The organism is Glutamicibacter sp. BW78, from assembly GCF_002332245.1.
GTDB classification, from domain to species: Bacteria; Actinomycetota; Actinomycetes; order Actinomycetales; family Micrococcaceae; genus Arthrobacter_H; species Arthrobacter_H rhombi_A.
Genome location: NZ_NRGU01000030.1, coordinates 465,975 through 477,606, shown reverse-complemented (window position 1 = coordinate 477,606; position 11,632 = coordinate 465,975). Strand labels below are relative to the sequence as shown.

General features: G+C 64.3%; 10 protein-coding genes. 6 read left to right on the top strand and 4 right to left on the bottom strand.

The window, feature by feature from the left end:
* The first annotated feature begins 137 nt into the window (after nt 1-137).
* The 4 genes from CIK75_RS06710 (at nt 138) to CIK75_RS06695 (ending at nt 4,964) form a co-directional block, all read left to right on the top strand.
* Nucleotides 138-1,547 carry an L-serine ammonia-lyase gene (locus CIK75_RS06710; protein WP_087001192.1) on the top strand — a complete coding sequence of 470 codons (1,410 nt, stop codon included), beginning with the start codon at nt 138-140 and terminating at the stop codon, nt 1,545-1,547.
* An 11-nt stretch (nt 1,548-1,558) separates the two neighbouring features.
* Nucleotides 1,559-2,068 (top strand): GNAT family N-acetyltransferase, encoded by a 510-nt coding sequence (locus tag CIK75_RS06705; RefSeq protein ID WP_198962398.1) that lies wholly within the window; start codon nt 1,559-1,561, stop codon nt 2,066-2,068.
* A gap of 273 nt (nt 2,069-2,341) precedes the next feature.
* Nucleotides 2,342-3,700, top strand: coding sequence for a magnesium transporter (mgtE, locus tag CIK75_RS06700; RefSeq protein WP_087001193.1), 1,359 nt, complete (start codon nt 2,342-2,344; stop codon nt 3,698-3,700).
* A 124-nt stretch (nt 3,701-3,824) separates the two neighbouring features.
* Nucleotides 3,825-4,964 carry a hypothetical protein gene (locus CIK75_RS06695; RefSeq protein ID WP_087001195.1) on the top strand — a complete coding sequence of 380 codons (1,140 nt, stop codon included), beginning with the start codon at nt 3,825-3,827 and terminating at the stop codon, nt 4,962-4,964.
* A gap of 73 nt (nt 4,965-5,037) precedes the next feature.
* On the opposite strand, the gene CIK75_RS06690 is transcribed toward CIK75_RS06695, so the two are convergent.
* Both CIK75_RS06690 and CIK75_RS06685 read right to left on the bottom strand, forming a co-directional pair.
* Entirely contained in the window at nt 5,038-5,889 is an 852-nt protein-coding gene (locus CIK75_RS06690) for a zinc ABC transporter substrate-binding protein (protein ID WP_241895348.1), read from the bottom strand.
* Nucleotides 5,890-6,176: 287 nt separating this feature from the next.
* Complete coding sequence (locus CIK75_RS06685; RefSeq protein WP_087001199.1) at nt 6,177-7,208, bottom strand: hypothetical protein; 1,032 nt, start codon at nt 7,206-7,208, stop codon at nt 6,177-6,179.
* Nucleotides 7,209-7,378: 170 nt separating this feature from the next.
* On the opposite strand from CIK75_RS06685, the gene CIK75_RS06680 reads away from it, so the two are divergent.
* The gene (locus tag CIK75_RS06680) at nt 7,379-7,834 is read left to right on the top strand and encodes a GNAT family N-acetyltransferase (RefSeq protein WP_087001201.1); all 456 of its coding nucleotides are present in this window, start codon (nt 7,379-7,381) and stop codon (nt 7,832-7,834) included.
* Nucleotides 7,835-7,955: 121 nt separating this feature from the next.
* Here CIK75_RS06680 and CIK75_RS06675 read toward each other — a convergent pair whose 3' ends face one another.
* Entirely contained in the window at nt 7,956-8,645 is a 690-nt protein-coding gene (locus CIK75_RS06675; RefSeq protein WP_087001203.1) for an alpha/beta hydrolase, read from the bottom strand.
* Between the two features lie 236 nt (nt 8,646-8,881).
* On the opposite strand from CIK75_RS06675, the gene CIK75_RS06670 reads away from it, so the two are divergent.
* Nucleotides 8,882-9,616, top strand: a complete 735-nt coding sequence (locus tag CIK75_RS06670; protein ID WP_087001205.1) for a class I SAM-dependent methyltransferase — start codon at nt 8,882-8,884, stop codon at nt 9,614-9,616.
* 10 nt (nt 9,617-9,626) lie between these two features.
* Here the strand turns inward: CIK75_RS06670 and CIK75_RS06665 are convergent, their stop codons facing one another.
* Nucleotides 9,627-11,579, bottom strand: a complete 1,953-nt coding sequence (locus tag CIK75_RS06665) for an acyl-CoA dehydrogenase family protein (protein WP_096223399.1) — start codon at nt 11,577-11,579, stop codon at nt 9,627-9,629.
* Between the last annotated feature and the right edge of the window lie 53 nt (nt 11,580-11,632).

Below are 11,632 nucleotides of genomic sequence, written 5' to 3'. Positions count from 1 at the left end.
CCGCCCACCCGCTCTACCCGGAGTTGGCCCCGCTCTGCTGAGTCGCCTCCAGCCCCTCGGGGCGTCGTCGGGCCCGGGGCGAAAAACCCCGGGCCCGACGCATGACAGCACCCACCTCGTGCAAAGGAATGAACACCATGGCCATCAGCGTTTTCGACCTCTTCTCGATCGGCATCGGCCCCTCGAGCTCCCATACCGTCGGTCCCATGCGGGCTGCGCAGCGTTTCGCTGCGGGGCTCGTGGAAGGCCAACTGGCTGAAGCCACCGCTGACCTACAGGTCGACGTCTACGGTTCCCTCGCCGCCACCGGCAAGGGCCATGGCACGTTCACCGCAGTCCTGCTGGGACTGGAGGGCTTCGAACCCGATCGGATTCTGCCCGAGCAGGTCGAGGAACGCCTGGAGGACATCGCGGCATCGGGCACCCTGCGTCTGGCTGCCGAGCTCGGGGCCCGGAAGGACTTGTCCTATTCGGTCGAGGACATGGTCCAGCGCCCGCTGACCATCCTGCCCCGCCACACCAATGGCATCCGCTTCCAGGCCCTGGATGCCTCCGGCGGTGTCCTGTTGGATGAGACCTATTATTCGGTGGGCGGTGGATTCATCGTCCGTGATGGCGATGAGGAAGCCGCCGCGGCCGAACTCGACGAAGTCAATGAAGAGATCCCCTACCCCTTCACCACCGCTGCTCGACTGCTCGAGCACTGCCACGCCAGCGAAATGGGCATCGCCGACGTCATGCTCGCCAACGAGCTGACCTACAGGTCCCGCGAGGAGATCCGTGCCGGCCTGCTGCATATTTGGGAGGTGATGGAGCAGTGCAAGGATTCGGCCATCGCCCGCGAAGGACTGCTACCCGGCGGGCTGAAGGTCCGCCGTCGTGCCCCCGACTGGCATGAGCGCCTGAGCAAGGAGGACAAGGACCGCGACCCGCGCTACTGGCAGGAATGGGTTAACCTCGTCGCCCTGGCCGTCAACGAGGAGAACGCCACCGGCGGCCGCGTGGTGACCGCCCCGACCAACGGGGCGGCAGGCATCATCCCCGCAGTCATGTTCTACGCCACGCATTACCTGCCAGGCATCGACTACGCCACCGGTGAGGACAAGGAAGAGATCATCGTGCGCTTCCTCCTCGCCGCCGCCGCAGTGGGCGTGCTCTATAAGGAACAGGCCTCCATTTCAGGTGCCGAGGTCGGCTGCCAGGGCGAGGTCGGTTCGGCCTCCTCCATGGCCGCCGCCGGACTCGCGGAGGTGCTCGGCGGTAGCCCCGCCCAGGTGGAGAACGCCGCCGAGATCGCCATGGAACACAACCTCGGGCTGACCTGCGACCCGATCGGCGGACTCGTACAGATCCCCTGCATCGAACGCAATGCCATCGGCGCTTCCAAGGCCGTCAACGCAGCCAAGATGGCATTGATGGGCGATGGCGAACACCGGGTCTCCTTGGATGAAGTCATCGTGACCATGCGCGAAACCGGTAAGGATATGAGCGATAAGTACAAGGAAACCGCCATGGGTGGCCTCGCAGTGAACGTGGTGGAGTGCTAGGACCTTCCCCCGTGCTGCGCCGTCTCTCGGCAGCCGATGAGGAGCAGGCGCTGGTCGCCCACGGAGAAATGTCCCTCGAGGGGTTCGACTTCTTGCTGGACTACGACGCCGGAGAGGACTTTGCCGGGTACCTTGCCGGATTGGAGGCGGGGGAGCGCGGCGAGGGTCTGGCGCCCGGACGGGTGCCCCACACCTTCCTCGTGGCCGAGGACGCTGGCCTGCTGCTGGGCCGGGTCTCGCTGCGGCACGAACTGACCCCGATGCTCGCTACCATCGGCGGCCATATCGGGTTTGGCGTCCGCCCCGGTTTCCGCGGCCGCGGTTACGCGGGAGTCCTGTTGGCCGCGGCACTGGGCCGGGCCGCTGAGTTGGGGATCGACCAGGTGCTGGTGACCTGTGACGAAACCAACCATGCCTCTGCCGCCGTCATCGAACGCGCTGGTGGCATCCACGAAGATACCGTTGAACTGCTTCCGGGCCACTCCAAACGCCGCTATTGGATCGCTACCGCTTTGGTGTAGCTCGCGGGTTCGGAATAGGGTGGGCCTTGGAGCCGTCGTGATCGGCGTGCTTCGCTGATCGACGCCTGCCGGGCTGATGGCCCGTGCCCGCGTATGGCTTGCCGAATCGGGAGGTGACCCGCAGATGGACGACGGACCAAGTCGAGAACCCGCGCCCGCCGCGGGTCCACACACCTCGCCGTCGTTCCTTGTGGTTCGTCGGTATTCCGCTGCGCCGCGCGCAGTCATCAGCTAGCGCCCCTCACGGGGCGCGTACCGGAGGGAACCCGGATTATGAACCCCGAAGACACCATCGAAATCGATGACACCCTTGAGGCCCTGAAGCAGGCCCTCAATCGCGATGATCTAGCGGCAGCCGGTGGGCTGGTGGCCCGCCTGCCTATTTCGAAAACACTCGACGAACTGGAACGGCTGAACGACCGCGACCGGGCGGTACTGTACCGGCTGCTCGACAAGGAGCGGGCCCTGGCCGTGTTTGAACGGCTGGACCCGACACTGCAATCCGAGCTCATCCAGGGCTTGCAAGACTCCGATGTCGCCGAGGTCTTCGACAACCTGAGCCCGGACGACCGGGTGGGCCTGCTCGACGAACTTCCCTCGGTGGTGGCCCGTCGACTTCTGCTGGGTCTGTCCAGCCGGGAGCGGGCCCTGACCGACGCCATCCTCGGATACGGGCAGGGATCGATCGGGCGCAGCATGAGCCCCGAATTCATCAGCGCCCACCCCTGGACCACCGTGGATCAGGCGTTGGAAAAGGTCCGCAGGGGTCTGGACGACGCCGAGACCATCTACACCCTGCCCGTCACCGATGCCGGCCGGACCCTGGTGGGGATCATCAGCCTGCGTGACCTGCTGCGTGCCGATCCGCTGAAAACGGTCGGCGAGATCATGGTGGATGCGGAATCCGTGCGGGCCACCGTGGACGAGGAAACCGCTGCCCGGCGCTGCGCCGACCTGCAGGTGCTGGCGCTGCCGGTGGTTGATACCGAAAACCGGCTACTGGGCATCCTGACCGTCGACGATGCGTTGCGGATCATTGAGGCCGCCGAATCCGAGGACGCGGCCCGCAGCGGTGGTACCGAGCCGTTGCGCCGGCCCTACCTCTCCACCCCGATCTGGGAGATCGTGAAATCCCGGGTGGTGTGGCTGCTGGTCCTGGCCGTTGGTGCCACGCTCACCGTCCGGGTCCTCCACGAATTCGAGGCGACCCTGGCCGAAGTGGTTGTGCTGACGTCGTTCATCCCGCTGCTGATCGGCACCGGCGGCAACACCGGCAACCAGGCTGCCACCACGGTGACTCGTGCTTTGGCTCTGGGGGATGTTCGTACCCGTGACATCCTGCGCGTTTTCGCGCGGGAAATCCGGGTGGGTGCCATGCTCGGTTTGCTGCTGGGGGCGCTGGGCTTCGTCATCGCGGCGTTGATCTACAGTCCCGATATTGGGTGGGTGATCGGTTTGACGCTAGGCGGGGTCTGCACGATGGCGGCAACGGTCGGCGGGATCATGCCCCTGCTGGGCAAGGCCATCAAGGCCGACCCTGCGGTGTTCTCCAACCCCTTCATTACCACTTTCGTGGACGCCGCCGGCCTGATCCTGTACTTCCTGATCGCGAAGGCAGTGCTGGGTATCTAGGGGTGCGCTGAGGGCTGTCCATGCGAAAAAACGGGCTCTGTTCGCCGCGTCTCGGCGATGCTACGGTGGGCTCACGGACCCAGTAGTCACGCGGCGAAGGCGTCGCGTGGGAAGGAGTTTCCCCATGGCAAATAGGGCAGGTTCCAGCGGAATTGATGCCACGTTATTTCGACAAGAAGGTCCGTGGTGCACGGCCTTCGTAGACGCCTCGCTCGGCACGACGGCAGCCCATGAAGCTGCCGATGCCCTGCCCGATACAGTTGCCCAACTTTTGAAAAGCCAACAGGCCAGCGCCCCCGACATAGAAGCGATGCGTTCGGCACTGCGCCCGGCCGAAGGCAGGCCTGCCCCGGTCTCACGTTTCGTTGCCGTCTGCGACGGACAGGTCGTCCTCGACGAGCTGGTCCAAGGCGTGAAGACCGAAGCGCCGCAGGTTGACTGCAGCGAGTTCCCCAACCTCGTCCCGCTGGCACGCGCCCACGGCGGACAGTTCCCCTATCTGGTCGCCGAAGTCGGCCGCGATGGGGGAGAAGTGCGGCTGCGCCATTCGGCAGTTGCCGGTGTCGCCGAGGAATACCGGATTGCCGGGGATCGCGACGAAGCCCATCACGCCCGCCGGGTCCCCGGCAGGTACGAAGAATCGAAGAACCAACACCAGACGGCGGAGATTTGGCGTCGGAACGCCGATGAGATCGCCCGGCTGATCGACGAGATAGCCCGAGACACCCGGGCCCGGCTCGTGGTCCTCTCCGGGGATACGAAGGCCAGGGAGCTGGTCTTGTCCCAACTTGCCGAGCCGACACGGGCCCTGGCGGTGACCCTTGATCAGCACACCCGGACCGGGGGCGCCGATTCCTCTGCCGTGGAGAAGGATATCGAAGCCCACGTTGCCGCACTGTTGGCCGAGGATATTCGCGAACTTTCCGAACGCATCACCAACCAGGCCAACGCCACCCAGCCCGGGGCGGTACTCGGTTTCGCAGAGGTCGTCTGGGCCTTGCAACAGGGGCAAGCCGCCACGGTCGTCGTCGCCGAATTCCAAGACGACCATTCCCTGCTGGCGCTCGAAGCGGAGCCGTGGCTCGCCTCCGAAGGGGCCGATATCGAAGGTTCCGATGCGCTGGGTTCATGGCCAGCGCCCGAGGTCCTGCTGCGTGCGGTAGCCATGACCGATGCCTCGATCCGCTATGTCCCGGCCGGCGTGCTTCCCAACGGGGCAGGTATCGCCGCCCTGTTGCGCTGGCCCAAGGCCGAAGCAGCCTGAACCGAAGCGGAAAAAAGATCCGCAGTGGAAGCCTGGGGCTTCGGCTGCGGATCTTTTTTGCGGTCCCCGACGGCTAGTTCTTCAGGGCCTTCTGGATGGCGTCGATATTCGAGCTCATCCATCCGAGATAGTCGGTGTCCTGGGGGAGGGTCTCGCTGAACTCGACCACGGGAACTCCCGCCTTCTCGGCCTGGGAGCGGACGCTCTGGGTTTGCGGGCTACTGGTCTGGGGGTTGTAGGCCAGCAGGGCGATGTCTCCCGAAGAGAGTTTCTTGTCCAAGGCGTTGAGGATCAGCGGGGAAACGTCGTTGCCCTCCTCGATGGCGCCGCTGAAGCCTGCGGGAGTCCCATCCGAGAGGCCGGCTTGCTCCAGCAGGTAGAAGGGCACCGGTTCGGTCATGGCGTACTGGTGACCTTTTGCCTCGGTGGATAGTTTCCCGAGACGTTGGTCCAAGGTGTCGATCTTCGTGTCGAACTCCTGGGCATTGGCGGTGAAGGTTTCTGCCTCTTCCGGTTTCAGCTCGCCCAGCCGATCGGCGACTTCCATGGCTACGGCAGAGGCGGTCGGGAGGTCGTACCAGACGTGTTCGTTGAAGCTGGAGTGGTCATGTCCGTCGTGATCCTTTGGGTCGGCCTCCGCTTCCGTGTCGTGTTCTGCTGCGTGGGCCGTCTCTGAATAGTCGACGGCGGTGACGATCTGCTCATCCTTGATTCCCAGATCTTTGGTCAGCGGATCGATGAAGGCGTCGTAGCCGCCACCGTTTTCCACGACGAGGTCCGCGTGGGAGAGGGTGAGCTTGTCCTGAGGCGTTGCCTCATAGGAGTGCGGGTCCTGGGAGGGCTTGTTGATGATCGAATCGACCTGCACCGCATCGCCAGCGACCTGGCTGACGATGTCTGCGTAGGCGCTCGTGGAAGTGACCACTGTCAAGGTTTCAGTATCATCGCCGGTAGCCGTGCCCGAGCAGGCTGACAGTCCTAGTCCGATTAGGAGGACGGGGGCGACGGCAAAGCGCAAATGCATGGGCGACCTTTCAGGGGAGCTGATGGAAACCCTCACAGCTTATACTAAATGAGAATCGTTTGCATCTCGCGATCGAGTCGACCGACGGCTGTATCCGTGAGGGCATGCGGGAGCGGCGGATCTACCTGTTCGTAGGCCTATCCGCCCGTTTTTAGTGAGACTGGACTCGGAGTCCCCGGCGCGCGGCATCACTGGGGACGATTGATCGCATCGCCCTCACAGGACAGGCCGGCGCCGGCGTGGATCGGTAGCACCTCGAGCCCTGGCGTCCGTTCGAGCTCGCGGATGAGCCCCGCCGTTCCCGCGATGAGCGTCGAATCGAAATCGATTTCGGTGGCCAGGACCCACGAGTGATCGTCGGGCCACAAGATACTGGGCGACTGCGCCCCCATGTATTCATCCACCCACGGTGCGTGGGTGGGCCATGCAGCATCCGCGAAGTCATCCGCGCCCGCCTCGAACAGGATGTAGCTCCGTCCCGTGTCGCCATGTAATTCGAACGGCTTGCCGGTGGCGATCTCACGGGCAAGTAGCCCGGATCCTGGTTTTGGCTGGCGCCGCGGAAGAGCTTCCTTCAACGACCTCATCCTCGCCATCCAGTGTCGCGCGGCCTTCGCCAGTCGAACGCGAAGCGATTGCTCGGCAAGGGGTAAGGGCGCCTCGTCGGTGTAGCGGACGGGCATCCCTTCATGCTCCTCGACCATATAGTGGCCAACTCCGGCCGAACTCACCAGGCCGCCCCATCCCTCCCAGATGGCGGCGATACCGGAATCCGGAGTCGATGTGTGGCGTGCAAGCACCTGGGCTGCTGCCGCGAGGGAGTCGACGTCAAGGCATCCCTCGAACGAGTCACCATAGCGCCAGCCGTCTGCGGCGATGGCGCCACCAGCATGGCCGTATTCCCGCCGCAAAAGACTCGCGTATTGCGCCTCTGCGTGCATGGTGGTCTTGAACGAGGACGCAGCGTCCGCCCACGTGGCGCGCTCTGTTTCGAGCGACGCCCCAATATCCTGGACACCCTCGAAGAATGCACTCTCATCGAGGCCCAGCCAGGTCTTCGTCTCGCGCGGGCGGTCACGTTCGACGGGATGGAAAACGCGCGCGTAGGCCTCGAAACCGCGGGGCACCACAGACAGGAGGCTGCCGAACGACTCGGCTTCCATTGTGCGAAGCCACTCGCCCCGCGCGAGGTCGGGCTCCCACTCGAATCTTTCTGACATGCGCCAATTGTCCCTCACGCTCGCGGGTAACTGTTTGGTTTGTGAGGATCGCCTTCCCAGAGTTTCCGGGGGTCTGCACGGAGGTAGGCTCCCGTTTGGGAAACCTTTACCGGACACTTCTTGCCTCATAAACGGGCTCGATTCGGACGGTAATTGTGTAGAGTGCACGGATGCTCATCGTCCGCCAGTCACTCCCGACAGATACGTCAGATCTCATCAAGATGCGTACTGAATGGGTAGCGGAGCAGACAATCGAGCCGATCGAGGATCCGGATTTTGCGAGCGACTACCTCAGCTGGGAGGCGAACAACCCCCGCACGATGTTCGTTGCAGACCTAGACGGGAAACTGATCGGAATGCTGAATTTGATGGTGTTCGAACGGATGCCGAAGCCCGGAAAGAAATCATCGTGCTGGGTTTATCTCGGAAATGCTTTTGTTGCTGAGGACTACCGCAACGGAGGAGTTGGCGGCCGTCTCATGGAAGCCGCGATCCAGTTCTCACAGGGCATCAACGCGGCCCGTATCGTCCTGTCACCTTCAGACGAATCACAGACCTTCTATGCCAGGCATGGATTTGAGCCTGCAGAAGAACTGCTCGTAAAGAGGTTTGAGTACGAACGGTAGAAATCATGTCCTGTGAAGACCTCTCAGGAGATGCTTCTGATAGGGAATCTTCAACGGGACGTCAACGCCGTGAAGGCGGGATCGTAACGTTGGACGGTACCCTCATGCCGCGCCCTTTGGATCAAAGTGTCTTTGCCACTTCATCGATGATGGCAGCTACATCCTCGGACCTGGCGGCGTAAAAGTTGTGCGCCGCCGCAGCGATTTCGATGGGCTCGCAACGCAATCGCTGCCTTGCGACCCGCCGCATCCACGTTGTGGACAACGTGCGGTCTCCGGTGGGCAGCACGTAAGTGGAGGAAATACGTGCCGGATCCTCGGGCGGGGTCTCAGCATAGACAGCAGATAAGTCGCAAGGCGCGATGGTCAGCAGGGCTTCCTTCAAGGTGGCAAGGTTCGCATCATGGAACAGGAAGTACGCGGCCAAGACTGGGTCGCTGGTCGGGTCAATACCCACCCATTCGGTGTTGAAAACATCCAGTGGGCTTTGCTTGATTTCGGCGAGCAGGCTGCGTCTTCCGACATAGTCGGCGACCGCAGCCGCTAACCACACTTGGTGGTTTGCATCCAGCTCGCGGGCCAACGCTGGCATCAGGAGTCCTGCCGCCGAGTGCGCCGCGATAAGCGGATGGTCGAAGCCGGCAGGAATCTGTGCCGCGAGTAGCCGGGCATACTCTTCGGCGGTAGTAGCCGCCCCACTGGGCACATCCACGGCGACGGTCCGATGACCTCGATGTTCGAGCGAGGTGATCAGACGGCGAAAGCCCGCCGCAGACTGTGTCGTTCCGTGCACAAGGACAACGTTGGCCATGCCGCGATGTTACCAACGACAGAATTTAGGACCCCGCCAGACTGGTCCCGTATGCCGGTCCCCCACCGGACACACCCGCTCAAAATATGAGTTGCCCAGAGCACTGAGCCGCCATCGTTCCGTAAGGCCCGTCCGGTGACTTGTCCGGTGAGGGGGCGGCGGATTTCATTGGTCGATGCAACGGTCGACTTGACCCAGGAGTGGGGGTGGGCGTGTGACGCGCATACGCTGGGCAGATGGACAAAACACAGCTGCCGGACTTCACTCCTGCCCCGAATCAGGCAGGGGACCCCGGGTTGTATGAAATCGAGAACCAGGCCATCGACCATGAAGGCACCCTGTGGCAAGCCCTCCGGGAAACCGCCGAACTCTCGGGGCACACCATCGTGGACCTAGGCTGCGGCAGCGGATTCTGGCTCACCCACTACGCGAAGACAGCAGGGGCGGTCATCGGCGTGGAACCCGATCCGGGCTTGCTCGAATTGGCCCGACACCGGGTCCGGCGCGAAGAGCTGGCCAACGTCCAGGTCCTGCATGGGTCGGCCGAACACCTTCCCTTGGAGGATGCCAGCGTGGACGTCATCCATGCCCGGTTCGCCTACTTCTTCCCGACCCCGACCAACGACTGCCTCCCCGGTCTATGCGAGGCCCTGCGCGCACTGAAGCCGGGCGGGACCCTGGTGGTGATCGACAACGACCAGACCCACGGCGAATTCGCCGAGCTGCTGCGCGCCTCCGACCCTGCTCAGACCTACCAGGGCAGCGGGGACTTCATTCGTGAGTGGTGGGCTACACAGGGTGCCACCACCCTCGAGGTGATGAGCAGCTGGAGCTTCGAGACCACTGCCGACCGGGACGCCGTCCTGCGTTTGGAATTCCCGGCCGAGGTCGCCGACGCCCATATCGCAGCACATCCCGGCCGGACCGGCCTGGACTACGGGTATCTGCTGCACTCGCTGTCCACGGCCTGATCCGCCAGGCTCAGCTGCTCCCGTAGGGGTGGCGCAGATCCGGGCGGTGTTCTCCGGGATCGGACCAGTCGGCGATCCACGGGCCGGTGCCCTCGGACTGGTCGATGACCCCCTCCTCCGCCCATTCGTAGTTCCCGGCCAGGACGCGTTTGGCCAGCACGGCGTCCGTGGCGTCGGTGTTCTCCCACAGGTCATCGAATAACTTCTCCACGCGGCCCCGGGATTGCCGGCAGAAGGCGTCGGCGAGCTGCGTGGCGCCCTCCGCCCGTTCCGGTTCGATGTCGCGCAGAAGCTCGGCCCGGGATACGCAGGCCGACATGGCGAAGAGTTCGGTGCCGATGTCCACCACCCGGCCCAGGAAGGCCTGTTTGGTCTCCAGCCCCGCCTGCCAGCGGGCCATTCCGGCGAAGGTATGCCGGGCGAGCCGGCGGGAGGCCCGCTCCACATAGCGCAAATGACCCGCCAGCTTCCCGGCCCCGGAGTACGAGGTCGGCAGCAGCCCCGGCCCCGTGGCCAGGGTCGGCAACCATTTGGCGTAGAAGCTGGTGGCCCCGGCCGCCGCCCGGAGCTTCTCCTGGGTCGTGGCATCACGGCTGGCCAAGTCTCCGGCGGCCTTGAGGTGGGCGTCCACCGCCTCCCGGGCGATCAACAGGTGCATGATCTCGGTGGAGCCCTCGAAGATCCGGTTGATGCGCAGGTCACGTACGAGCTGTTCGACGGCCACGGCGCGCTCGCCGCGTGCGGCCAGCGAGTCGGCGGTCTCGTAGCCGCGGCCGCCACGGATCTGCAGCAGCTCATCGGCCATCTGGGAGGCCATCTCGCTGCAGAACAACTTCGCTAGGGCAGCCTCGATCCGCACGTCCTTCATCCCCGCGTCAGCCAGCGCGGCGGAGAGCTCGAACACCGATTCCACGGCGAAGGAGGTGGCGGCGATGAAAGCAATCTTCTTCGAGACCGCCTCGTGCTCGCCCACCGGCAGGCCCCACTGCACCCGGGCCTTGGACCATTGCCTGGCGATCTTCAGGCTCCACTTCCCGGCTCCCGCGCACATCGCCGGGATCGACAGGCGCCCGGTGTTCAACGTACTCAACGCGATCTTCAGCCCCTGGCCTTCACGCCCGAGCAGGTTGGCCGCCGGAACCCTGACCCCGTGGAAGCGCGTGACCCCGTTTTCGATGCCGCGCAGGCCCATGAAGGCATTGCGGTTCTCCACCACCAGGCCCTCGCTGTCGGCCTCGACGACGAAGGCGCTGACGCCACCGCGCTCCTGTTTGCCGTCGGCGCCAGGGTGGGGGAGTACCCGGGCCATGACCACCACCAGGTCGGCCACCGCCCCGTTCGTCGTCCACAATTTCGCCCCCTCGAGGACATAGGACCGGCCGTCTTCCGAGAGGGTCGCCGTCGTTCCCAGACGGGCGGGGTCCGAACCGACGTCGTTCTCCGTGAGGAGGAAGGCGGTGATGGCCCCTGCGGCGCAGCGCGGCAAAAAACGTTCCTTCTGTTCCGTGGTGCCGAACATTTTGACCGGTTCGGGGACCCCGATGGACTGGTGGGCCGAGACCAGGGCACCGATGCTGGGACTGATGGATCCCAGCAGCATCAGGGCCCGGCCGTAGTACGCCAAGGACAGGCCCAGGCCGCCATAACCGGTGGGGATCTTCATCCCGAAGACCCCCAGCTCGGCCAGGATGGCGACGTACTCGTCGGGGATGCGGGCATCGCGCTCGATCCGGCCCCCGTCGAAATGCACGACGGCGGCGCGCAGCTTCTCCAGGAAGGCCTCACCGCGTTCCGTTTCGTCGGCAGAAGGCCGTGGATGTGGATGGATGAGCCCGAAATCGGTTTTACCCAGATACAACCCCTGGGCGAAACTCGGGCGGGCATCACCGGTATCGCGGGCTGCTTCGGCCACGGCGCGGGCGGTTTTTTCGTCGATCGTGCTGCTGGAATCGGTGGCGTCCATGGACACTCCCTCAGACCTCGGCGTGCCGCAGGCCGCGCGGTATCAAGCACCGG